This window comes from Mesorhizobium sp. WSM4842 (genome assembly GCF_055901575.1).
The window spans coordinates 4,557,931-4,579,488 of sequence record NZ_CM148372.1 but is presented as its reverse complement, the minus strand read 5'-3'; the positions used below and the strand labels follow the sequence as shown (position 1 = coordinate 4,579,488).

The 21,558-nt window shown below is 62.7% G+C and carries 22 protein-coding genes; 12 read left to right on the top strand and 10 right to left on the bottom strand.

Annotated features, from left to right (window positions below):
* Window positions 1-5: 5 nt before the first annotated feature.
* From AC0NIE_RS22145 to nuoG, 9 genes are all read left to right on the top strand, one after another.
* Entirely contained in the window at window positions 6-1,481 is a 1,476-nt protein-coding gene (locus AC0NIE_RS22145; RefSeq protein ID WP_473487332.1) for an NADH-quinone oxidoreductase subunit M, read from the top strand.
* Window positions 1,478-2,917, top strand: a complete 1,440-nt coding sequence (locus AC0NIE_RS22140; RefSeq protein WP_473487333.1) for an NADH-quinone oxidoreductase subunit N — start codon at window positions 1,478-1,480, stop codon at window positions 2,915-2,917. The genes AC0NIE_RS22145 and AC0NIE_RS22140 overlap by 4 nt, the downstream gene beginning before the upstream one ends.
* Window positions 2,918-3,069: 152 nt before the next feature.
* A complete protein-coding gene (locus AC0NIE_RS22135) occupies window positions 3,070-3,435 on the top strand; it encodes an NADH-quinone oxidoreductase subunit A (RefSeq protein WP_023800384.1) in 366 nt (121 codons plus the stop codon).
* Window positions 3,423-3,926, top strand: a complete 504-nt coding sequence (locus AC0NIE_RS22130; protein WP_027152448.1) for a NuoB/complex I 20 kDa subunit family protein — start codon at window positions 3,423-3,425, stop codon at window positions 3,924-3,926. Before AC0NIE_RS22135 ends, AC0NIE_RS22130 begins: the two co-directional genes overlap by 13 nt.
* Window positions 3,923-4,459: an NADH-quinone oxidoreductase subunit C gene (locus tag AC0NIE_RS22125; protein ID WP_128179632.1), complete on the top strand. Its 537-nt coding sequence runs from the start codon at window positions 3,923-3,925 to the stop codon at window positions 4,457-4,459. Before AC0NIE_RS22130 ends, AC0NIE_RS22125 begins: the two co-directional genes overlap by 4 nt.
* 28 nt (window positions 4,460-4,487) lie before the next feature.
* Window positions 4,488-5,702 (top strand): NADH dehydrogenase (quinone) subunit D, encoded by a 1,215-nt coding sequence (gene nuoD / locus AC0NIE_RS22120; RefSeq protein WP_473487334.1) that lies wholly within the window; start codon window positions 4,488-4,490, stop codon window positions 5,700-5,702.
* Between the two features lie 18 nt (window positions 5,703-5,720).
* A complete protein-coding gene (locus tag AC0NIE_RS22115) occupies window positions 5,721-6,233 on the top strand; it encodes an NADH-quinone oxidoreductase subunit NuoE (protein ID WP_065007026.1) in 513 nt (170 codons plus the stop codon).
* A gap of 5 nt (window positions 6,234-6,238) precedes the next feature.
* Entirely contained in the window at window positions 6,239-7,504 is a 1,266-nt protein-coding gene (gene nuoF, locus AC0NIE_RS22110; RefSeq protein ID WP_128245415.1) for an NADH-quinone oxidoreductase subunit NuoF, read from the top strand.
* A 31-nt stretch (window positions 7,505-7,535) separates the two neighbouring features.
* On the top strand, window positions 7,536-10,142 hold the full coding sequence (gene nuoG / locus AC0NIE_RS22105) for an NADH-quinone oxidoreductase subunit NuoG (RefSeq protein ID WP_473487335.1): 2,607 nt from the start codon (window positions 7,536-7,538) through the stop codon (window positions 10,140-10,142).
* Between the two features lie 29 nt (window positions 10,143-10,171).
* Here the strand turns inward: nuoG and AC0NIE_RS22100 are convergent, their stop codons facing one another.
* Genes AC0NIE_RS22100 through nuoH form a run of 3 tightly spaced genes read right to left on the bottom strand, consistent with a single transcriptional unit; the run spans window position 10,172 to window position 12,233 of the window.
* A complete protein-coding gene (locus AC0NIE_RS22100) occupies window positions 10,172-10,612 on the bottom strand; it encodes a CBS domain-containing protein (protein WP_473487336.1) in 441 nt (146 codons plus the stop codon).
* Window positions 10,613-10,651: 39 nt separating this feature from the next.
* Window positions 10,652-11,218 carry an NADH-quinone oxidoreductase subunit I gene (locus tag AC0NIE_RS22095; protein ID WP_292396800.1) on the bottom strand — a complete coding sequence of 189 codons (567 nt, stop codon included), beginning with the start codon at window positions 11,216-11,218 and terminating at the stop codon, window positions 10,652-10,654.
* 28 nt (window positions 11,219-11,246) lie between these two features.
* On the bottom strand, window positions 11,247-12,233 hold the full coding sequence (gene nuoH, locus AC0NIE_RS22090) for an NADH-quinone oxidoreductase subunit NuoH (protein WP_123151391.1): 987 nt from the start codon (window positions 12,231-12,233) through the stop codon (window positions 11,247-11,249).
* A gap of 757 nt (window positions 12,234-12,990) precedes the next feature.
* Here nuoH and AC0NIE_RS22085 point away from each other — a divergent pair.
* Window positions 12,991-14,241: a hypothetical protein gene (locus AC0NIE_RS22085; protein ID WP_473487337.1), complete on the top strand. Its 1,251-nt coding sequence runs from the start codon at window positions 12,991-12,993 to the stop codon at window positions 14,239-14,241.
* Here AC0NIE_RS22085 and AC0NIE_RS22080 read toward each other — a convergent pair.
* The 6 genes from AC0NIE_RS22080 to AC0NIE_RS22055 all read right to left on the bottom strand — a co-directional run bounded on the left by AC0NIE_RS22080 (window position 14,222) and on the right by AC0NIE_RS22055 (window position 17,849).
* The gene (locus AC0NIE_RS22080) at window positions 14,222-14,782 is read right to left on the bottom strand and encodes a hypothetical protein (RefSeq protein ID WP_473487338.1); all 561 of its coding nucleotides are present in this window, start codon (window positions 14,780-14,782) and stop codon (window positions 14,222-14,224) included. The genes AC0NIE_RS22085 and AC0NIE_RS22080 overlap by 20 nt on opposite strands.
* A complete protein-coding gene (locus tag AC0NIE_RS22075) occupies window positions 14,758-15,351 on the bottom strand; it encodes a hypothetical protein (RefSeq protein WP_473487339.1) in 594 nt (197 codons plus the stop codon). The genes AC0NIE_RS22080 and AC0NIE_RS22075 overlap by 25 nt, the downstream gene beginning before the upstream one ends.
* Entirely contained in the window at window positions 15,348-15,929 is a 582-nt protein-coding gene (locus AC0NIE_RS22070) for a hypothetical protein (RefSeq protein ID WP_473487340.1), read from the bottom strand. The genes AC0NIE_RS22075 and AC0NIE_RS22070 overlap by 4 nt, the downstream gene beginning before the upstream one ends.
* Before the next feature lie 268 nt (window positions 15,930-16,197).
* On the bottom strand, window positions 16,198-16,554 hold the full coding sequence (locus tag AC0NIE_RS22065) for a VOC family protein (protein WP_473487341.1): 357 nt from the start codon (window positions 16,552-16,554) through the stop codon (window positions 16,198-16,200).
* Window positions 16,555-16,583: 29 nt separating this feature from the next.
* Window positions 16,584-16,982, bottom strand: coding sequence for an SRPBCC family protein (locus tag AC0NIE_RS22060; protein ID WP_292178882.1), 399 nt, complete (start codon window positions 16,980-16,982; stop codon window positions 16,584-16,586).
* A 69-nt stretch (window positions 16,983-17,051) separates the two neighbouring features.
* Window positions 17,052-17,849: a helix-turn-helix domain-containing protein gene (locus AC0NIE_RS22055; protein ID WP_473487342.1), complete on the bottom strand. Its 798-nt coding sequence runs from the start codon at window positions 17,847-17,849 to the stop codon at window positions 17,052-17,054.
* Between the two features lie 271 nt (window positions 17,850-18,120).
* Between AC0NIE_RS22055 and AC0NIE_RS22050 the strand changes: the two genes are divergently transcribed.
* Both AC0NIE_RS22050 and rimO read left to right on the top strand, forming a co-directional pair.
* The gene (locus AC0NIE_RS22050) at window positions 18,121-18,807 is read left to right on the top strand and encodes a TerC family protein (RefSeq protein ID WP_473487343.1); all 687 of its coding nucleotides are present in this window, start codon (window positions 18,121-18,123) and stop codon (window positions 18,805-18,807) included.
* Window positions 18,808-18,958: 151 nt separating this feature from the next.
* Window positions 18,959-20,272 (top strand): 30S ribosomal protein S12 methylthiotransferase RimO, encoded by a 1,314-nt coding sequence (rimO, locus tag AC0NIE_RS22045; protein WP_473487344.1) that lies wholly within the window; start codon window positions 18,959-18,961, stop codon window positions 20,270-20,272.
* A 170-nt stretch (window positions 20,273-20,442) separates the two neighbouring features.
* On the opposite strand, the gene AC0NIE_RS22040 is transcribed toward rimO, so the two are convergent.
* Window positions 20,443-21,510, bottom strand: a complete 1,068-nt coding sequence (locus AC0NIE_RS22040) for a BMP family ABC transporter substrate-binding protein (protein WP_473487345.1) — start codon at window positions 21,508-21,510, stop codon at window positions 20,443-20,445.
* Between the last annotated feature and the right edge of the window lie 48 nt (window positions 21,511-21,558).

Sequence of the window (21,558 nt, the reverse complement as noted above, 5' to 3'; positions counted from 1 at the left end):
GTGCGATGGCGTTCCCGCTGCTTAGCGTCATCGTGTTCATGCCCGCCGCCGGGGCAGCGGTTGTGATGTTTCTCCGCAACGACGATGCGGTGCGGTGGACGGCGCTGGGCGTCACCGTCCTCGACTTTGCTCTCTGCATCGTGATGCTGGCCGGCTTTGACACCACTACCCACGAGATGCAGTTCACCGAGACGCGCCCGTGGGTGCCCGCGCTCGGAATCACGTACGCGCTTGGCATCGACGGAATCAGCGCGCTCTTTGTATTCCTGACTGCGCTATTGGGCTGGATCTGCGTGCTCGCCTCGTGGGTCGCGATCGACCGCAAGGTGAAGGAATTCATGGTCAGCCTGCTGGCCATGCAGGCGCTGATGCTGGGGGTGTTCTGTGCGCTCGACCTGTTCCTGTTCTACGTCTTCTGGGAGGCGATGCTGATCCCGATGTACGTGATCATCGGCGTCTGGGGCGGCGACGGCCGGGTCTATGCGGCGTTCAAATTCTTCCTCTACACGCTGGCGGGCAGCCTTCTGTTCCTGATCGGGGTCATCGTGCTCTATCTCCACGGCGGCGAGACCTTCGACATCCTCGCCCTGACGGCGCAGGATTTGCCGTTCCGGGTTCAGTCCTGGCTGTTCTTTGCTTTCCTGATCGCTTTCGCAGTCAAGGTGCCGATGGTCCCGGTCCATACATGGCTGCCGGACGCCCATGTGCAAGCGCCGACGGCGGGCAGCATCATCCTCGCCGGAGTGCTCCTGAAGATGGGCGCCTACGGGTTCCTGCGGTTCTCGCTGCCGATGCTGCCGGAGGCGTCGGTGCATTATTCGACGCTGATGCTGGCCCTTTCGGCGCTTGCGATCGTCTATGGCGGGTTGCTTGCCTTGGCGCAGGATGACCTCAAGAAGCTGGTGGCCTATTCCAGCATCAGCCACATGGGCTTCGTGACGCTGGGGATTTTCACGTTGAACCTCCGCGGGCTCGAGGGCGGCATCCTGCAAATGTTCAATCATGGCGTAACGACGGGCGCGTTGTTCCTGTTCGTCGGCCTGATCTACGAGCGGACCCATACCCGCAGCATCGCGGATTATGGCGGGCTGATGAAGGCGGCGCCGGTCTATACCGCGTTTCTTGCGCTGTTCACCCTGTCGTCGATGGCGCTGCCGGGAACGAATTCGTTCGTGGGCGAGTTGCTGGTGCTGTCAGGCGCGTTTGCGGCCAATCTGGCTGTCGGCGCCGCCGCCGTTCTGGGGGCTCTGTTGGGCGCGGCCTACCTGCTTGGCATGTATAGGAAAGTCGCGCTCGGTCCGGCCAGCGTCGGCGCGCGGTTCAAGATACGCGACGTGAACGCCCGCGAACTGGTGGCGATCCTGCCACTGGCCGTCTTCGTGCTGTGGGTCGGGCTTTATCCGAAACCCTTTCTCGACGTCATCGACGCTTCGGTGAGGCATCTGCTCACGCAGGTACATTCTAACGGGGCCGGCCAATGACCGCTGCCGCGCTTTTCCAGTCGATCCTAGCGAGCCTGCCCGAGATCGTGGTGGTCACTGGGGCCTGCATCTTGCTGATTCTGGGACAGCTTGTGCCAAAGGGGCGGGGGCATTTCCTCGTCTGGGCTTCTACTGCAACCGTGCTGGTTGCGGCCCTGGCGACACTGTTACTGGCGGGCGAGGTGCGGCCGGCCTATTCGGGCATGTTTATCGCCGACCGCTTCGCGGTCTTCTTCAAGATGGTGTTCTACCTTTCGACCATCCTGACGTTCCTCCTGTCGCGAAAATATGCCGAGATCGAGGAGATCGCGTTGAGCGAATACTATGTCCTGCTGCTCTTTGCGCTTTCCGGCATGATGATCATGGCCTCGGCAACCGATCTTCTGTCGATCTATGTCGGCCTCGAGCTGATGGCGCTCTCGACCTATGTGCTCACCGGCTTCCTCAGGAAGGAGCGGCGGTCGAACGAGGCGGCGCTGAAATACGTGGTTCTCGGCGGGGTCTCGACGGGAATCTTCCTCTACGGCGTCTCGCTGATCTACGGGATCACCGGCACGACGCAGCTGGACGGGATGGCTGCGGCGGTGACCGGCGACCCGCTCGATCCCGGATTGCTCCTGGCGGTGGTCTTCATCGTCGCGGGGCTGGTCTTCAAGGTCGGCGCGGTGCCGTTCCACATGTGGGTGCCGGACGTCTATGAAGGCGCGCCGACGACAATCACGGCCTTCATGTCGGTCGCCCCCAAGGCGGCGGGGTTCGCGGTGATCCTGCGCGTGTTCCTCAACCCGCTGGTCGCCGCTTCCGACGCCTGGATCATCGTCGCGGTGATCGCGGTGGTGACGATGGCGCTCGGCAGCTTCGTGGCGCTGGTGCAGGACAATTTCAAGCGCCTGCTCGCCTATTCCAGCATCGCCCATGCGGGCTTCGCGCTCTTCGGCGTGGTGGCGGGTGGCGCCGACGGGATTGCCGGCGTGATGCTCTACCTGCTGATCTACGCCTTCATGAATCTCGGTATCTTCGGCATCGTCATCATGATGCGGAATGGCGATTTCTCCGGCGAGGTCATCGAGGACTACGCCGGCTTCGCCAAGTCGCATCGCGGGTTGGCGCTTCTGATGCTGCTCTACCTGTTCTCGCTCGCCGGCATTCCGCCGACAGCCGGGTTCTTCGCCAAGTTCTACGTGCTGGTCGCGCTCGTCGAGCGGGGTTTCGTCACGCTGGCGGTGATCGCGGTGCTGCTGAGCGCCGTCGCCGCCTACTTCTACATCCGCATCGTCATGGTGATCTACATGCGCGAGCCGGAGCGCGCGTTCGAGCCTGCCCTGACGCCGTCCGTCCGCGCCACGCTCGCCTTGACCGCCGCCGGCACCATCGGCATCGGACTGTTTCCGGCGTGGTTTCTGAGGCTTGCCCAGAGTTCCGTGTTCGGCGGTTGACTACGATTGGATTTGCAATGAACCGGCCAACCGAATAGTCTTGGCGCTACGAAAGGATGCCCTAGTCGCTGCACGAGGGCCGCACCGCCGGCCAGAAGATTGGTCGGTCGCAGCTTGAGCAAGCCCTCGGTGGGTGACCGGGGCAGCGCGACATGACTGGAATGGAATTCCTGCCGGTTCTCTTCATGGTCGCCGGAATTGTGCTGGTGGCCGTGGCGACGCTGTTCGTCTCCTCGCTCCTGCGCCCGTCCAACCCCTATCCCGCGAAGAACATGCCCTATGAGTGCGGTATGGACCCGGCCGGCGAGGCCGCCGGGGGCCGCTTCAGGGTGCAGTTCTTCATCCTCGCGATCCTGCTGGTGGTGTTCGACGTCGAGGCGATGTTCCTGTTTCCCTGGGCGGTCGTGCTGAAGGAGATCGGGCTCGTCGGCTATGTCGAGATGTTTGTCTTCATGCTGCTGCTTATCGTGGGCTTCGCCTACGCCTGGCTGAAAGGAGCGCTGGAATGGGAGGAGTAGGCGAAACGATCCGCGACAGCGTGCTGTTCACCACCGCCGACAGCGTCATCAGCTGGAGCCGGCGGTCGGCGCTCTGGCCCGAGACCTTCGGGATTGCCTGCTGCGCCATCGAGATGATTTCGGCCGGCTGCGCCCGCTACGACCTCGACCGCTTCGGCGTGGTGTTTCGGCCTTCGCCGCGCCAGTCCGACGTGATGATCATCGCCGGCACGGTGACGCGGAAGTTCGCTCCGGTCGTGCGCCGGCTCTTCGACCAGATGCCGGAGCCACGCTGGGTCATCGCCATGGGCACCTGCGCGATCTCGGGCGGGGTCTACAACACTTACGCCGTGGTGCAGGGGGCGGAGACTTTCGTGCCGGTGGACGTGCATGTGCCCGGCTGCCCGCCGCGGCCCGAGGCACTGATGCATGGCATCCTTCTGCTCCAAGAGAAGATCAAGAGGTCCCGCGCGCTGGCCGGGACGCCTCTGGATCGGGTTGCAGCCTCATGAGCGTGGAGACGTCCCTCATCCGCACCCTGATCGCGGAACGTTTCGGGGGGGAAATCGAGGAGCTTGGCTTCTCGCATGGGGTTCACGCTTTCGCCTCACCGCCTGACATGATCGTCGAGCTTTGCCAATTCCTGAAGGGCCATCCGACGCTGCGGTTCGATTTCCTGTCCGACATCTGCGGGGTCGACCATTATCCCGAAACGCTGCGCTACGAGGCGGTGTACCACCTCTATTCGCTGCCGAACAAATGGCGCGTTCGGATCAAATGCCGCCTCGGCGATCCGCCGCGGGTCCCGTCGGTGACGGGGGTCTGGCGGACCGCCAACTGGCACGAGCGCGAGGCCTGGGATATGTATGGCATCCGGTTCGAGGGCCATCCCGACCTGCGCCGGATCTACATGTGGGAAGGCTTCGAGGGCTTTCCGCAGCGCAAGGACTTTCCGCTCCGGGGCTACAAGGACACGCTGAACCCGTTTGGCGCGGAAGGCCCGCCGCCGACGCAGCCCGATCTCGCCACCAAGGACATTCCATAAGGGAGGCCGTTCGACGCCGGGAAGTGAGATGACCGAAGTCACGGAACTGAGCAGGCAGGCAGGTGAAGCGCTCGACACAAAGGAGGTGCTTCTCAACCTCGGCCCGCAGCATCCCAGCACGCATGGGGTGCTGCGGCTCGTCCTTGAGCTGGACGGCGAGTATGTCGCGCGCGTGGACCCACACATCGGCTACCTCCACCGCGGCACCGAAAAGCTGGCCGAGAGCTTCACTTACACCCAGATTTTTCCGCTAACCGACCGGCTCGACTACCTCTGCCCGCCCTCGAACAACCTCGCTTTCGCGCTAGCGGTGGAGAAGCTCCTGGGCATCGAAGCGCCGATCCGCGCGCAATATATCCGCGTGCTGATGGCCGAACTCGCGCGGATCTCCGGTCACCTCCTGATCACCGGCGCGTTGCCGATGGACCTGGGCGCCATGACCGCGTTGGTTTACGCCATGCGCGAGCGTGAAATGATCATGGACCTGTTGGAGATGATCAGCGGGGCGCGTATGCACACCTCTTTCTGCAGGGTCGGCGGCGTGCGCGAGGATCTGCCTGACGGATTCTTCCCCAAGATCAGGGAGTTCTGCGACATCTTCCCGAACCGGATCCGCGACTATGAACGGCTGGTCGAGAACAACCGGGTGTTCCTGAAGCGCACGCAGGGGATCGGCGTGATCTCCGCCGAGGACGGCATCGATCTTGGCCTGAGCGGCCCGAACCTGCGGGCCTCGGGCGTCGACTGGGACATCCGCCGCGACGAGCCCTATGAGATCTACGACCGGTTGGCTTTCAACGTCATTACCCGCGATGAGGGTGATTGCTACGCGCGCTGGCGATGCCGCGTCGAGGAGATGCGAGAGAGCGTCCGGATCATCGAACAATGCCTCGACCAGATGCCTGATGGGCCGTTCCAGATCGATATGCCGACAATCGCTTTCCCGGTGAACAAGGACAAAGTACACTGCTCGATGGAGGCGCTGATCCAGCATTTCGACCTCTCGGCCTATGGCTTCAAGGTACCGAAGGGCGAGGTCTATTCGGCGATCGAGGCGCCAAAGGGCGAGCTCGGGTTCTACATCATCAGCGACGGGTCGCAAAAACCGTTCCGGATGAAAGTGCGGGCACCGTCATTCGTCAACCTTCAGGGACTGTTCGGGGTCGGCAATGCCCGCTACCTGGCGGACATGATCGCCGTGCTGGGCAGCCTCGACCCTGTGATGGCCGAGGTGGACAAGTAGCAGGAGATTTTGGACGCGATGAACATGCGTGAACAGATCGAGGCGGCGGCGGCGCGGTATCCCGACCAGCGCTCGGCGATCATGCCCGCGCTTCTGATCGCGCAGAAGGAACATGGCCACCTGCCGGGCCCGGTGTTGGAAGAGGTCTCCGACATCCTCGGTGTCGAGCGGGTCTGGGTCTACGAATTGGCGACCTTCTACACCCTTTTCCACACCGAGCCGGTGGGTCTGTTCCACCTGCAACTCTGCGACAACCTCTCCTGCATGCTGCGCCGATCCGAGGACCTGCTGAGGCATCTGGAGACTGTGCTGGGGATCGAAAAGGGCGGCACGACCCCGGACGGGCTGTTCACGCTTTCGACCGTCGAATGCCTCGGCGCTTGCGAGATGGCCCCGGTGATGCAGGTCGGCGACGACTATCACGGCGACCTCGACATTGCGCGGATCGACGCGCTCTTGGACAGGCTGCGCGCGGCGGCAGGGCAAGCGACTGGCGCCGAACTCGCCGCCGCAGGACCGCCGGGTGAATAGCCGCCATGTTCGAACCGGTCCTTCTCAGAAACATGGACGTGCCGGATGGCCATCTGCTTTCGAGCTATGAGGCGGGCGGCGGCTACCAGGCGCTGGCGAAGGCGCTGCGCGAGCACACGCCCGACGAGATCATCGACCTCGTCAAGCAATCGAACCTGCGCGGTCGCGGCGGCGCCGGATTCCCGACCGGGTTGAAATGGAGCTTCGTGCCGAAACGGGCCGACAAGCCGAAATACCTGTGCTGCAACGCCGATGAGGGCGAGCCCGGCACGTTCAAGGACCGGATCATCATGGAGCGTGATCCGCACCAGCTAATCGAGGGCATGGCGATCAGCGCCTACGCGATCGGGGCGGAAACCGCCTATGTCTACATCCGCGGGGAATACGTGCTGGCGATCCACCGGCTGGAGCAGGCGATCGCCGAGGCCCATGCGAAGGGTTATCTGGGAACACGGATTCTGGGCTTGGATTTCAATTTCGTCGTGCACATCCATTGCGGCGCCGGCGCATATATCTGCGGCGAGGAGACGGCGATGCTCGACTCGCTCGAAGGCAAGCGGGCGCAGCCCCGTCTGAAACCGCCATTTCCGGCGGTCGCGGGGCTCTACGCCAGCCCGACCGTGATCAACAATGTCGAGACTCTGGTCTGCGTGCCGCATATTGTGGCGCGGGGGCCGGACTGGTTTCGCGGCATCGGCCCTGACAAGAGCCCCGGTCCGAAGCTTTATTGCCTCAGCGGGCACGTGCGGAAACCGGGCCTTTACGAACTGCCGATGGGCATATCGCTGCGTGAACTGGTCGAGGACCGCGCGGGCGGGCCGCCGCCGGGGCGCAGGATCAAGGCGGTGATCCCCGGCGGGGTCTCGGCGCCGCTGATCCCGGAGCGCGGGCTGGATGTCGGGATGGACTTCGACTCGCTGGCTGCGGTCGGCTCGATGCTTGGCTCGGCCGGGGTGATCGTGATCGACGACTCGACCTGCATGGTCAAGGTCGCCACCCGGATCATCGAGTTCTTCCACCACGAGTCCTGCGGCAAGTGCACGCCGTGCCGCGAAGGGCTCAACTGGGTTGTGAAAGTGCTGCGTCGGGTCGAGGCGGGACAGGGCGTGCCGGACGATCTGGAACAGCTGGAGGCGCTCTGCAAGGGCATTTTCGGCAACACGTTCTGCGCTCTTGGCGACGGCGCGGCTATGGGGCTGCGGGCGGCACTGGCGCATTTCGAGCATGAATTCGTCGCCCATATCGAGGAGGGCAGGTGCTCGTTTCACTAAGGAGCGCGCAGGGAGAAGGCCGCAAGAAGTCATGGTTAGCGTCACGATCGATGAACAAACGCTGGAAGTGGAGGCAGGCTCTACGGTGCTGCAGGCCGCCGAGCGTTTGGGCATCGAAATCCCGACCTTCTGCTATCTGAAGCGGCTGCCGGCGCTGGCCTCCTGCCGCATGTGCCTGGTAGAGATCGAAGGGCAGCGGCGGCTGCAGCCTTCCTGCGCCGCCGCGGTCACCGACGGCATGGTAGTGCGGACTAACACGCCGCTGATCGACGAAACGCGCTCTTCCATGCTCGACATGCTGCTCGCCAACCACCCCCTCGACTGCCCGATCTGCGACAAGGGCGGCGAGTGCGAGCTTCAGGACATGGTGATGGCATACGGGCCCCGGGAAAGCCGGTTCCGCGATGCCAAACGTGTGTTCCACTCCGAGGACATCCGTCTCAGCCCGGTCATCATCATGAACGTCAACCGCTGCATCCAGTGCCAGCGCTGCGTCCGGATGTGTGAGGACGTGGTCGGCGCAGTCGCCTTGGGCACCGTTGAGAAAGGCATGGATACCGCCGTCACCGGCTTCGAGGGCAGTCTCGCGAGTTGCGACCAGTGCGGCAATTGCGTCGAGGTCTGCCCGGTTGGCGCACTGATGAGCTTCCCCTATCGCTACAAGGCGCGGCCCTGGGATCTGGTCGAGACCGACACGGTCTGCCCGCATTGCGGCACCGGTTGCCAGCTCACCGTCGGCGCGCGCAAGGGCGAGTTCATGCGGGTCCGCTCGAAGTGGGAGCATGGCGTCAACCGCGAAACGCTTTGCGTTCGGGGGCGCTTCGGCCTCGACTTCGTCGGGAGCCGGGACCGGATCAAGCGGCCGATGATCCGTCGTGACGGCGCACTGGTTCCGGTTTCCTGGGACGAAGCCGGGGACTACCTGCGCCGAGGCCTGTCGGCCGTTGAGAGCAAGGCTGCGGGCGGGCTGGCCTCGCCGCGCCTGCCCAACGAGGTGCTTTATCAGTTCCAGAAGCTGATGCGGATGGTATTCCGGACCAACAACATCGACTGCTCGTCGCGCTGGTCCACGCCCTTCGAGACGCTCGGCCCGTTGGTGGCGGGCTTCTACACCCGCGCGCCGCTGGAGGAGGTGATCGGCAACGACTGCGTGCTTGTCGTCGGTGGCAACGTGACCGACGAGAACCCGGTCACTGAATACCTGCTGCGAGACAGCGCCCGGCGGCGGCAGACCGGGTTGCTCATGCTCTCGGCGCGGCCATCCCGTCTGGACGCCGATGCCCGGGTGGTCGTTCGCGTTCGGCCGGGCGGTGAGGCAGCGAGCCTTGCCGCGGTAGTGGCCGGGCTGGTGGCGGCGGCTGGTCAGGCCTTGCCGCGTGACGTTTTTGCCGACAGGGGCGCGACAAGCGGTGGGCCGGAAGCGACCGCAGAGAGTAACGGGCCGGACCGTCTGGTCGCCGCGCTGCTGGAAGGCCGCAGCGTCACCGTTCTTGTCAGCGCCGACCTTCTGAGGCTTTCCGAAGCGCGCGCAACGCTGCAGCAGCTCACCAACCTGTTGCGGGTTCTCCGCGTGCTCGGCAAGGGCCCGGCGATGCAGTTCCTCTTCGACCGAGCCAATCAGCTGGGCGCCTGGGACATGGGGGTTCTGCCGGCGGCCCTGCCGGGGCTGCGCCCGGTCGGCGATCACACGGCGCGCACAGCTCTCATACGGGCCTGGGGCGCCGAAATTCCGCCTGAGCCGGGCGCGGATCTCGACGCAATGCTGGCGCTTTGTGACAAGGGGCGGGTAGGCGCGCTTTATATCGTCGGAAGCGACCCCCTGATGACCTATCCCGACCGGGGATTCGTCAAGCGGGCGCTTGATGCCACCGATCTCCTGATCGTGCAGGACACCTTCCTCACCGATACCGTGGGTCTGGCCGATGTCGTCCTGCCTGCGGCGGGTTATGGAGAGGAATCCGGCACCTTCACCAACAACGAGGGCCGGATCCAGGCGGTCCGCAAGTTCCGCGAACCCGCCTTCGAGGCGCGGGGCAATCTGGCGATCTTGGACTTCGTCGCAGCGCTCCGCAACCAGGCAATGCAACCGTCGATGCAAGGCGAAATCTTCCGCGAGATTGCCCGGCTGGTTCCGGCCTACCAAGGGCTGACGCAGGACGGGCTTGGCGCCGACGGAGCATTCACCACGGCGGACCCGACGCCGCCGGCTGGCGAGTTCTTCGCCCTTCCGCCTAACCCGAATGCGGCCGACCGGCTCATGTTGGTCACCGGCAACTGCCTGTTCCACAATGGATATCTCTCCGAACGCTCGGAGATCCTAAATACGGTGGCGGATGACCCATATGTTGAGATGAGCGCGTGGGACGCCGCGCAGCTTGGCCTTTCGGATCGCGATCAGGTGATCGTACGATCCACCCAGGGCGAACTGAGGGCGCAGCTCAAGGTCAACAGGCATTTTCCCGGGGGGCTCGTGTTCGTGCCGGAAAACTATAGAGACCTGCGTCTCAACAGCCTTATGCGGCGGGGCGAATACCCTTGTCCGGTGGAGGTTCAAAAGGCGCACGCTGCCTTCGCCACCGGAGTCGAGGCGCGCCCTGAAAGTCGCGGCCGAGGCATTGCCGAGCTTCCGGGCAGTTAACCCTAACCGGCTCCCCCGGGTTTGTATCCTCAGTGATAAGGGGTCCCGGCAATGTAATCGCTCAACGCTTGCTCGGTACGGAGCAATTCGTCGAGCCGGTGCTTGACCACGTCGCCGATGCTCACCACGCCGACAGAAGCGTCGCCGTCCATGACCAACACATGGCGCGTGCGTCGGTCGGTCATGAGCGACATCACAAAGGGCAGCAAATCCTGTGTCGAACAGGTCACCACACTGCGGTTCATGATGTCGGCGACCCGCATTGTGGGCGCCTCGATTCCGTATTCAGCCACCGCATAGCAGCAGTCCCGCTCCGACAGCGTGCCCAAGCATTCCCCGGGCGAACGGCTGACGACCACGAATCCGATGTTGTTGTCCCGAAACAGCCGCAGGACTTCTACGACCGTCTGATCTGGTGTGACCGAGATGAGCTCGGGAGATTTGGTCTTCAAGATTTGGTAGACAAGCATCTGAGCCTCCTGTGCTCCGGCTTGACGGCTACCGCGCGTTCACGTTCGGCGGATATTCCGCCACCAGTTGTATCCCTGCGGCTCACTCGTCTCGACCAGCACGTCCTGTTCGGTGTTCAGGCGCGCCGCGACCACACCGCCGCCGGTCGTCGCCTTGCCCGGTTTGCCGAGCAGATCGTCACGTCCGACCACCAGGTCACGCGAGGAAAAACTCGAGAATTCGTACTCTTGGCCAAGCGCGATCGCGTCGGCCGGGCAGGCGTCCTCGCACAGCCCGCAGAACAGGCAGCGGGCCATGTCGATCTCGAATTTTGCTGGATGCCGGTTGCCCTTCTCGTCCTCGTAGGGAATGACTTCGATACAGTCGCAGGGACAAATCCGCGCGCAGAGCTCGCAGGCCACGCACTTGATCTCGCCCTCTTCGTCGCGCGTCAGGAAGTGATGCCCGCGGTAACGCGAATAGGGCAACCATTTTTCCTTGTCAGGATACTGCATGGTCACGGATCTGGAGAACATGTAGCCGAAGGTCAGCGCCAAGGCGCCCGCCAGATCGGCGAAGAACGCCCAGCCGATCCATGCTCCACTTCTGTCCAGTGCGCGCGACATAGCGCCTCGCTACGAGCCGCTGCTATCCCTAAAGGAAAGCAACACCAGTTATAATTATGTTCCCCAGTGACAGTGGAAGCAAGACTTTCCAACCGATCGCCATCAGTTGGTCGTATCGATAGCGCGGGAAGGTGAAGCGGAACCACATAAACACATAGAGGAAGAACGCGACCTTGAGCGCGAACCAGAGGAGCGGTGGCAACGGGATCAGCACGCCGTTCCAGCCGCCGAAGAACAGGATGACCGACAGGACCGACACCAGCAGCATGACGGCGTATTCGCTGACCATGAAGAACGCAAAGCGGATGCCGCTGTATTCGGTATGGAACCCGGCCCCCAGATCGCCTTCCGCCTCCGCTAAGTCAAAAGGTATGCGCTGCGCTTCGGCCAGCCCGGCGACGAAGAATACGAAAAACCCGACCGGTTGGTAGACGATGTTCCAGACATCGGCCTGCGCCCGTACGATCTCGAGCAGGCTCATGGATTGCGCCAGCATTACCACGCCGATGACCGCGAACCCCATCGGGATCTCGTAGCTGATCATCTGCGCGCAAGTCCTGAGGCTGCCCAGGACCGCGTATTTGCTGTTCGCGGCCCAGCCGCCGAAGATGACGCCATAGACCTCGATCCCGATCACCGCGAAGACGAAAAGGAGCGCCACGTTCATGTTGGAGACGTAGAGCGTGATCTCGGCGCCGAGGACCGAGACGCTTTCGCCGAAGGGGATCGCGACGAACACCACGAAGGGCGGGGCGAGCGCCAGGATCGGCGCCAGTTTGAACAGGAAGCGGTCGGCTTCGGCCGGGATGTGGTCCTCTTTGGTCAAGAGCTTGATGCCGTCCGCCACCGGCTGCAGCAGCCCGTGCCACCCCACGCGCATCGGCCCCATCCGCTGCTGGATGTGCCCGGCGATCTTGCGTTCGAGCCACGTCAGCGGCAAGGGCAGCAGCAGCAGGATCGCAATCAGCAACGCGACCTTGAATGCGATCAGGCCAAGGGCGAAGACAAGTTCCATAATCCGCAGCTACGTGTTCAACGGGTTGAGACTTACGACACTGAGCACTTGCGCTTGTCCGGCTTCGCGGGAACGGCAGTCTGCCGGCGGCGACGCAACTTGTGCAATGGTATCACAGTCTTACCGTTGCTGGCCACGGTGTGTGTCGCTTGGGACCCAAACGGGCTCTGTCGCAAAGCTTTCTTTGCCCCTCTATCGCGTCGCGAGAAGTGGTTAGCTGATGGCGTGGGTCGCCACGCTCTCCGGCGAAGCCGAAATGATCCGCGCGCCACGGCTGGCAGGGGGATGAAGAAATTCGCTCCAAGAGCGATGGTTTCGGCGATGCGGTGTGCTGGCGCGCCGAGTGGAAGTGCTACCGCCCGCCGGTTTTGCCGGCGCACGGAGAATGTTGGATTGCAGTTCCCTCCCCTCCGCCATTTGCACCCTGCCCTAAGTTTTCCTTTTGAATTTGTAGGTGCACGAACCTTTCAGAAGTACGGGTTTTGAAGAAATGCTGTCGCTGCCGTTTCGGATGAAAGAGAGTCTCATCGCGTTATTCTCCAAACTTGGGAGCCTGTGAATCTTGGTTCACAGGTTTTGGGACATGCCCGTCGGGTCAGGCCCGGAAAAGCGGATGAGGTAAACTTGCGTTACCTCCGATCAAATTCAACCTCAGGTGGTTTGAATTTTGACGAACCGCCTACAGGAATGGAGGAGGACCGACCGGCGAACGCGGTCTTAAAGTCCAGGACCGGAGCACGAAAGCCACCCCGACGCAATGACCACGACGATTGAAGACATATACCGGCCACTGGCGTTAACCGGGCGGTTGCTTGTCCAGTGCTGGCCGCAGCTTTTGCTTGTCGGCTGCCTCGGCATGATCGCTCATGATCTGCTGCTTCAGGGCGCCGTGACGATTGGCCTCCAATTCCCACTGGGCGGGATGGCCATACTGTCGCTGGTGGTTCTCGCTAAGCTGACGGTATTGGTCATGATGTTCGTGGTGCTCCGGCCGCACATGCCGGCGGTCGCGGCACTGAGACAAAAAGCAAAAAAGCAAGCGGACGAAACAAAACGCGAGCCGATCCTGGCGATTACCGCCGCCGCGATCCTGCCGTTCTTCGCCTACTATGCCGCCTGGGGTTTCCTTGGCGATACGGTTCGCGAATATTCGCGCATGGCGCTGGCCCAGGCCGATCTCGGCAAAAGCGTCGATATCTTCGCCATTCTTCAGTCAAGCGGCGTGGTACTGTCGATCGCCACATGCTGGCTGGTGCGTTTTGCCGCCAAGCGACTGAATGCGCGCGCCTCGCACCCCTACTGGCGGCTGCTGATCGTAGGGACGGACGCAACTTGGGTCTTCATCGGTCTCTACGCGCTCGGCGTATGGAAAGACCAGCTCATCCGCTGGCTCGGCGCAGGCGCCGCGCTGCAACAGCTCAGCCTCGATTTGCTTGCGCCGGTAAGCCAGGCGGCTGCGGCCGGCCAGTTCGTTCCCGTGGAATTCCGGCCGCTTTCCTTCGGCGAGCAGCTTCAGAATCTTTTCTTTTTCGCGTTGCTGCCGATTGTCTGGCTGGTGATGGCGGCGATCATCAACGGCTATGAACTTTCCGCGCCGGCCGCTCCCGGTCCTGCGCCCTCGCGCGCGACCTCCTGGCAGAAGTGGCTCAAGGATTTCACGGCTCACTTCGTTGGCGGCTACCGCAGCTGCTACTCGCCGGTCTGGACTTGCCTCAAGCTGACGCTCAGTGCCGGCCTTGCCACGCTTGTCACCTTCGTCATCGCCTATCAGGCCATCTCCTGGGCCGGCGCCTGGATATGGTATGGCCTGACAAGGCTGATCGGAGCGCATGATCTCGGGACCTGGCAGATCTTCGCCGATACCATCAGCCTGTTCATCGGCAGCCCAAGCGAACTCGACGGAGGAATCCTGCTCGACGCGGTCCGGGTCGCGCTGCTTGCAGCCGTGCTCGAGACTACAGTCGCCATGGCTGGCGAGGCGCGTGGCGTCAGGTCTGCGGCTCGCTGACGCTGAGATAATTCGGCAGTGCCGAGTAGAGGGCAATCGATAGCGTGAGGCTGCTCGCCGCATGTGGGATCGAAAAGCTGGCAGCCATCCGTGCCGGTTTGCCGGGTTCCGTCGCCGCGAATGCCATGCCGCCACACAGGGACCGTTGCTCGGCCGCCGGATATTGCGTCCTGACCACCGGATCGGCAAATAGGGTTGGCCGCCATTCGCGACCGCTCCCATCGGAAAGCCGCACCTCGCATGGAACGGCGCCGAGCGCTTTCGGGTCAGCAGCGAGAGCTTCGAATTCGGCAAGGACGACGGCGCTTCCCTCACTGCCTGCCAGTCTGATGAGGCGCGTCACGGTCCAGCTTGCGCCGGCATAATCGATCGGCTGCCGCAACGTCCCAGATAGCGGCTGGCGCAAATGTTGGGAGCGCCAGTCCTTGATGCTTCCCCAGGTCTGCGCGGCTAGCGCGGCAGGCAGTGCGACCACCAGCGCCATCATGCTCAGCCAGTAGCCTCGCCGCGTTGACGTCACCTTTGCGGGAGAACTGTCCATGGCGGCCTTTCTTCGTTGCGGCGGATGGTGATCGCGGGCTCGATGTCTTTGCCGGAAACATCCGCGGTGATACGGATCTCATCGTCGAGCGGCAGCAATTTTGTGCGTGCGACCACGACGGTCCCGCCGGCGACGGCATCCTCCGGCACTTCAAACACCAGAAGGACGCGGCGTGGGAGGCCGGGCTGGTAGGCATTGCCCGGCATCATTTCGATCGTCGCCGGCAACCGGTCGGTCAGGACATAACGGATGCCGCTGCGGCTCAGCCACTCGCCCGATGTGAGACCCAAGGTCTCGAATTTCGCCTCGGCCTCGCCTTCGGCCACAATCCATACGCCGGAACTCGTATAGGTCTTTGACTTCCCGAAGGTCTCGACGTTGAGAACACGCGCCACCCGGGCGCTGTCCAGCGAAAGCGCGAAGGCGCGGGCCTCCACACGCTTGTTCATGCCGCCCGAAGAGACGATCGGCGATGTAATGTCGCTGTACAGCGGTCGCGTATGCTGCATGCCGTAGAGCACGGCGGCAGCGAACAGTACCGCAAGCGCCGAACGCACCATGTGCATCATGGCGCCTTCTCCACCGGCAGATCGACCGTCGCAACGGGATCACGGTCGTACCACCCGCTTGCGCCGTAAAGATTGTCGCGCAGCTTGTAGATCTGGCCGGTGACGGTGACCGTCACCTCGTTCGGCACGGGCACACCGGCCGGCCACTCCCAAGCCATCGTCAGGCGTTCCGGCATGTTGGGATTGAAATATCCCGCCAGATACTTGTCGCGATCGAGATAAACCGTCGGCATCGGCAGCTTTTGCGCCGGCACGCTGAGTGTGACGACGCGGTAGAGCACGTTGTTCGGTGTGGCGGAACGGTTCACCACATCCAGATCCACCATCACAAGCTGTACGGGTTGCGATGGGGGAACGCCTGTCGGCGGCACTGTTCCGACACGTGCCGTTTGCAAGGTCACAAACCAGCGACCGGTATCGATCTGCTGGCCCGCTTGCACAACCGGCACCTTTGGCGGATGGGCAGCTTCGTAGAGCGTCATCGAAAACGAGATTGCCGATGCGGCCAGCCCGCCCAGGCCTGCAATTAAAAAAGCATACAGCCTTTGCCGTATTGTCGTTCGTGTCTGTTCCGTCATGCGCGGTGCGGTATGCGATGGTTCTCAGGCCAGGCTTATACGATGCGAGCTACGCCATCGGACAATAATTGTTACATCGTTTAAACAGCAGCGCTGTCATTCTTAAGGTGGTTCAGTGCAGGGACAACCAGCCGCGCAATCGGACCTTGGTGGCTCGTCGAGTCAGTGTTCAATATTCGCTCCTGGCGCTAGGAGCGGCATTAGTCCCCCTGGCCCGCGCAAACCATGCGAAAGAGGCGCCGGGCTCGGCTCGGCGCCCCTCACCTCTTCACTTATCCGACCACACCGCCAGCTCGTAGCCGTCCGGATCGGAAAAGTGGAAGCGGCGGCCGCCCGGGAACGAATAGGCGGGCTTGACGATCTTCCCGCCGGCCTCCTCGACGCGGCGCTGGGTCTCGTCGAGCTTGTCGGCATAGAGTATCACCAGCGGCCCGCCTGCCGCCTTGCTTTGGCCGCCGAGAGCGAAACCGCCGGTCAGCCGGCCGTCGTTGAACTCGCAATAGCTCGGCCCGTAGTCCTTGAAGGACCAGCCGAAGGCCTTGCCGTAGAAGCCACGCGAACGCGCGATGTCGCCGACGGAAAACTCGACATAGTCGATGCACTTGTCGTTGCTGGATTTGGCCATGATCTTCTCCTTTCGTGGTCTTTCGAAGCTCAGCGTTCGAGCATTGCCTTCAGGGTGTTGAGGTCGCGCTGCACGGCTTCGGCGTCGGCAGCGAATATCTCCTCCGTCATGTCCGGCGTCCTCAAGAGCACGAACATGACCTCCGCGCCGGTTCCATTGGGGACCACGCGCACCGCATTGCGGGTTTCCTTGCCCTCGGCGAAGACGATGTGATCGAGGACACCGAGTTCGTTGGGCCGGGAGAAGCGGATGCGGATGAGCCGGCCGTCGGGGTCCTCCGCGGTCCATTCCTCGCCCGACCTTTCGAAGCGCCTGCCGAGGCCTGCCGCCCAGCGTTGGAAATTCTCAGGGATGGAGGCGAAGTCATAGACTTCGCGCCAGTCCCGGTCGATGGACACGGTTATGATGCGGGATTTGTAGATCGTCATATCTGCCTCCTTTCAACGAAGGCAGACTAGGGCGGAGTTAGCGGTGGCGTATTGAACGAAACGGCCAGCTCAGGCGCCGAGCTGTCGCAGAACTGTCGCGGGCGAGAATCCCGACAGGCGCCGCACCTCGCGCGTGAGATGCGCCTGATCGGAATAACCCGCCTCGAACGCAAGATCGGCTAGGCGCGGCCCGGCGGACTGCCGCGCCAGGTTCAGAAACCGCTGGAAGCGGAGAATGCGGTCGAGCGTCTTCGGGCCATAGCCGAAAGCCTCCTGGCAGCGGCGGCGAAGCGTTCGCGGGCTGACGTCGAGCCGGTCGAGGATCACCGCCATGCCCGGACCGGCGGATTCCGTTTTCAGCGCGTTGAAGGCAAATCCCATGTCCGGAGGCGGCGGCTCGACATCGGGCGCAAGCCTGGAGAATGCCGCTTGCATCGCCCGCATCCGCTCCGCCGTGGAGGACGCATCGCCAATTCTCTGGGCGATTTCGCGCGCCAGCGCCCCCCAGAAGTGGCTGAGCGCCACCCGGCCGCCAACGATCTCCGACATCGGCAGGCCGACCCACCGGCTTGCCGCACCCGGTCGGAAGCGGGTGCCGATTACGGTAGAGCCGGGTGTCAGCGCAGAGAGGGCAACCGCCACGTCGGGACCTGCTACGACCAGATCGCCGTCGATCCAGGTGATGTCGACGCAGCCGTCGGGGACCACCGCCGACAAGCTCCCCGCGTCCGGGCGCAATGTATTGGACCAGACACACTGGAAATGCCCTTCGAGTGCGGCCGGAGGATCGAACTCGCGGTATTCCCCAATCGCCCCGGAAAGGATTGGCGCCCCGGAAAGGACGGGTGTGTTGTCGTCAGACGTCACGAGCTCTCCTGTGAGGAACACTTTCGCAGGCATCGTACGCAGGCATCGTACTGTTCGGCCCCCGAAATCTATTGCGACGGCGGCCTGCTTCAACCCTATCCTCTGCTAGTGTATCTCAATCATCGCAGCTTTCACCGGCTGCCGGCGATTTCCACCCCGATCAGGCGGTTTGCCGGCCTTGTTCTCAAGCCGTCTCTTGACGCGCGGGAACCATACACGTTAGGGCGTCCGGGCACGAACGATTGGCGACCAAGCAAGGAAATTCCAACTGATGGAAATTTTTACCGCCGCCGGCCTCGCGGCCCTGTTCCAGGTCATCGCCATCGACCTTGTGCTTGCCGGCGACAATGCCATCGTCATCGGCCTTGCGGCGGCGGGCCTGCCGTCGGATCAGCGCAAGAAGGCGATTCTCGTCGGCATTGCGGCGGCCACCGTGCTTCGCATCTTCTTCGCTCTGATCACCCAGTGGCTCCTCACCATCGGCCCCATTCTCCTCATAGCCGGCGGCCTGCTGCTGCTTTGGGTGTGCTGGAAGATGTGGCGCGAGTTGCGTGTCAGCTACGAGCAGGAACATGACGCGACGGAATCGTTGTCAAATCTCGATTACGACAAGAATGGAACGATTGGCGGCAAGGGACCGCGCAAGACCTTCGCACAGGCAGCCTGGCAGATCGTCATTGCCGACGTTTCGATGTCTCTCGACAACGTCCTTGCAGTCGCCGGCGCGGCGATGGACCATCCGACGGTCCTGATCATCGGCTTGGCGCTGTCGATTGCGCTGATGGGCTTCGCCGCTTCTTTTGTCGCACGCCTCCTGCATAAGTACCGCTGGATCGCCTATATCGGCCTGGTGATCATTTTCTATGTCGCCGTGAAGATGCTTTTGGATGGTGCTGTGCAGCAGTTCCCCGAACAGTTTTCGTTCCTGGCGCCCTGGTTCGGGCCGGGCGGTCATTGAATCCTTAGCAGCGTAGGCCCGCCCGGGCGGCGCCAGGTCGTTCCTCGGTTTGCTTGATTGCGGAACTATGCTATTGCGCCGTGAAAATTGAGCATCGAGACTTCCGGGCCGGGCCTCAGGGTTTCCGGCCCGCGTCCATTGGAAACCGCACATGTCTGCCCCTCGCGTCAGTTTCGTCAGCCTTGGATGCCCCAAAGCCCTCGTGGATTCGGAGCGCATCATCACCCGCCTGCGCGCCGAGGGCTATGAGATCGCGCGCAAGCATGACGGCGCCGATCTGGTCGTCGTCAACACCTGCGGCTTTCTCGATTCGGCTCGCGATGAATCGCTCAATGCCATCGGCTCCGCCCTTTCGGAGAACGGCAGGGTCATCGTCACCGGCTGTCTCGGCGCCGAACCGGACGTCATCCGCGAAAAACATCCCAACGTTCTCGCCATCACCGGTCCGCAGGCTTACGAGAGCGTGATGGCTGCGGTGCATCAGGCCGCGCCCCCGAGCCACGATCCCTATGTCGATCTTTTGCCGCCGCAAGGCGTCAAGCTCACGCCGCGCCACTATGCCTATCTCAAGGTTTCGGAAGGCTGCAACAACCGCTGCACCTTCTGCATCATCCCGGCGCTGCGCGGCGATCTCGTCTCGCGGCCGGCGGCCGACGTGCTGCGTGAGGCCGAGAGACTGGCCAAGGCCGGAGTCAAGGAAATCCTGGTCATTTCGCAGGACACCAGCGCCTACGGCATCGACATCAAGTACCAGAGCAGCATGTTCGGCGATCGCGAAGTGCGGGCGAAATTCCTCGATCTGTCGGAGGAACTCGGCAAGCTCGGCGTCTGGGTACGCATGCACTACGTCTACCCCTACCCGCATGTCGCCGATGTCATCCCGCTGATGGCCGAAGGAAAGATCCTTCCCTATCTGGACATCCCGTTCCAGCACGCCTCGCCGCAGGTGCTGAAGAACATGCGCCGGCCCGCCCATGGCGAAAAGACGCTCGACCGCATTCGCGGCTGGCGCGAAATCTGTCCGGATCTCGCGATCCGCTCCACCTTCATCGTCGGCTTTCCCGGCGAGACGGACGACGATTTCGAGATGCTGCTCGACTGGCTGGACGAAGCCAAGATCGATCGCGCCGGCTGTTTCAAATACGAGCCGGTCAGGGGCGCCCGCTCCAATGATCTCGGCCTCGAACAGGTACCGCAGGGGATCAAGGAAGCGCGCTGGCACCGCTTCATGCAGCGCCAGCAGAAGATCTCGGCGACGCAGCTCGCCAGGAAGGTCGGCAAGCGCCTGCCAGTCCTGATCGACGAGGCCCATGGTACCTCGGCGAAGGGCCGAACCAAATACGACGCACCCGAAATCGACGGCTCGGTGCATATCCAGTCGCGGCGCCCGTTGCGCGCCGGCGACATCGTCACGGTCAAGATCGACCGCGCCGACGCCTACGATCTCTACGGCTCAGCGGTCTGACCGCAACTCGCTCTACGGCGCCGCGTGTCCTTTTGGACGCAAAAGGACGCCGCAGCACCTGATTTTTTGCGCATGACCCTTTCCGAAATCGATCCCGATTTCGGGCTCTTGCTAAACGAAAGGGCGCCGTGTGGCGCCCTTCTTTGTCAAGATTTTGGCCCCGCTTGCGCTTACTGCGGCAGCTTGTCGTCGACGCCCTTGATGTAGAAGTTCATGCCGAGCAGCGTGGCGTCGTCGGCGACTTCGCCGTCCTTCAGCCACGGCGTTCCGTCCTGCTTGGCAATCGGCCCGGTGAAAGGATTCCATCCGTCGATAATCTTCTTCTCGGTGGCTTCCGCCATCGCCTTCACGTCGTCGGGCATGTTGGTGTAAGGGGCCATCTTAACGGCGCCGTCCTTGATGCCCAGCCAGACATTGCCGGGCTTCCAGGTGCCGTCGAGTGCAGCCTTCACCCGGCCGATATAATACGGCCCCCAATCGTCGACGATCGAGGTCAACTGTGCCTTGGGAGCGAACTTGATCATGTCCGAAGACTGGCCGAAGCCCTGCAGTGCGCGCTCTTCGGCGACTTGCAGGGGAGCGGTCGAGTCGGTGTGCTGGACGATGATGTCGGCGCCCTGGTCGAACAGAGCCTTGGCGGCATCGGCTTCCTTGCCCGGATCGAACCATGAATTGACCCAGACGATCTTCGCCTTGAAATCTGGCTTGATTGACTGGGCGCCGAGCATGAAGGAATTGATGCCCATCACCACCTCGGGAATCGGGAACGAAACGATGTAGCCGGCGACGCCCGACTTCGATTGCTTGGCGGCGATCTGGCCGAGGATGTAGCGGCCTTCGTAGAAACGTGCGTTGTAGATGCCGAGGTTTTCGGCCGTCTTGTAGCCGGTCGCGTGTTCGAACATCACGTCGGGGAACTTCTTGGCGACCTTTACTTCGGGGTCCATGAAGCCGAAGGACGTACCGAAAATGATTTTGCATCCTTCGCGCGCCAGGCGCTCGAAGGCACGATCGGCATCGGGACCCTCGGAGACGTTCTCCAGATATGCGGTCTCGACCTTGTCGCCGAGTGCGTTCTCTACGTCCAGGCGGCCCTGGTCATGCTGGTACGAATAGCCGAAATCGCCGATCGGGCCGGTATAGACCCAACAGGCTTTCAGCTTTTCCTGTGCTTCGGCGGTCGCCGCCAGCGACAATGCTGCCGCCGCGGTCATCAGCGCAATAAGCAGTTTTTTCATCGTGTTACCTCTCTGAGTTAAGCCTTGGAGCTTCCCGTTTGTCTTTTA

Bases quoted from the DNA above. Each gene is read 5' to 3' on its own strand.
- nuoG (WP_473487335.1), top strand. From the start codon at position 7,536: ATGGTTAGCGTCACGATCGATGAACAAACGCTGGAAGTGGAGGCAGGC.
- AC0NIE_RS22070 (WP_473487340.1), bottom strand. From the start codon at position 15,929: ATGACGGAACAGACACGAACGACAATACGGCAAAGGCTGTATGCTTTT.
- AC0NIE_RS22050 (WP_473487343.1), top strand. From the start codon at position 18,121: ATGGAAATTTTTACCGCCGCCGGCCTCGCGGCCCTGTTCCAGGTCATC.
- nuoD (WP_473487334.1), top strand. From the start codon at position 4,488: ATGACCGAAGTCACGGAACTGAGCAGGCAGGCAGGTGAAGCGCTCGAC.
- AC0NIE_RS22135 (WP_023800384.1), top strand. From the start codon at position 3,070: ATGACTGGAATGGAATTCCTGCCGGTTCTCTTCATGGTCGCCGGAATT.
- nuoF (WP_128245415.1), top strand. From the start codon at position 6,239: ATGTTCGAACCGGTCCTTCTCAGAAACATGGACGTGCCGGATGGCCAT.
- AC0NIE_RS22095 (WP_292396800.1), bottom strand. From the start codon at position 11,218: ATGTCGCGCGCACTGGACAGAAGTGGAGCATGGATCGGCTGGGCGTTC.
- AC0NIE_RS22130 (WP_027152448.1), top strand. From the start codon at position 3,423: ATGGGAGGAGTAGGCGAAACGATCCGCGACAGCGTGCTGTTCACCACC.
- AC0NIE_RS22080 (WP_473487338.1), bottom strand. From the start codon at position 14,782: ATGGACAGTTCTCCCGCAAAGGTGACGTCAACGCGGCGAGGCTACTGG.
- AC0NIE_RS22100 (WP_473487336.1), bottom strand. From the start codon at position 10,612: ATGCTTGTCTACCAAATCTTGAAGACCAAATCTCCCGAGCTCATCTCG.
- AC0NIE_RS22145 (WP_473487332.1), top strand. From the start codon at position 6: ATGGCGTTCCCGCTGCTTAGCGTCATCGTGTTCATGCCCGCCGCCGGG.
- nuoH (WP_123151391.1), bottom strand. From the start codon at position 12,233: ATGGAACTTGTCTTCGCCCTTGGCCTGATCGCATTCAAGGTCGCGTTG.
- AC0NIE_RS22065 (WP_473487341.1), bottom strand. From the start codon at position 16,554: ATGGCCAAATCCAGCAACGACAAGTGCATCGACTATGTCGAGTTTTCC.
- AC0NIE_RS22075 (WP_473487339.1), bottom strand. From the start codon at position 15,351: ATGATGCACATGGTGCGTTCGGCGCTTGCGGTACTGTTCGCTGCCGCC.
- AC0NIE_RS22140 (WP_473487333.1), top strand. From the start codon at position 1,478: ATGACCGCTGCCGCGCTTTTCCAGTCGATCCTAGCGAGCCTGCCCGAG.
- AC0NIE_RS22040 (WP_473487345.1), bottom strand. From the start codon at position 21,510: ATGAAAAAACTGCTTATTGCGCTGATGACCGCGGCGGCAGCATTGTCG.
- AC0NIE_RS22060 (WP_292178882.1), bottom strand. From the start codon at position 16,982: ATGACGATCTACAAATCCCGCATCATAACCGTGTCCATCGACCGGGAC.
- rimO (WP_473487344.1), top strand. From the start codon at position 18,959: ATGTCTGCCCCTCGCGTCAGTTTCGTCAGCCTTGGATGCCCCAAAGCC.
- AC0NIE_RS22125 (WP_128179632.1), top strand. From the start codon at position 3,923: ATGAGCGTGGAGACGTCCCTCATCCGCACCCTGATCGCGGAACGTTTC.
- AC0NIE_RS22085 (WP_473487337.1), top strand. From the start codon at position 12,991: ATGACCACGACGATTGAAGACATATACCGGCCACTGGCGTTAACCGGG.
- AC0NIE_RS22115 (WP_065007026.1), top strand. From the start codon at position 5,721: ATGAACATGCGTGAACAGATCGAGGCGGCGGCGGCGCGGTATCCCGAC.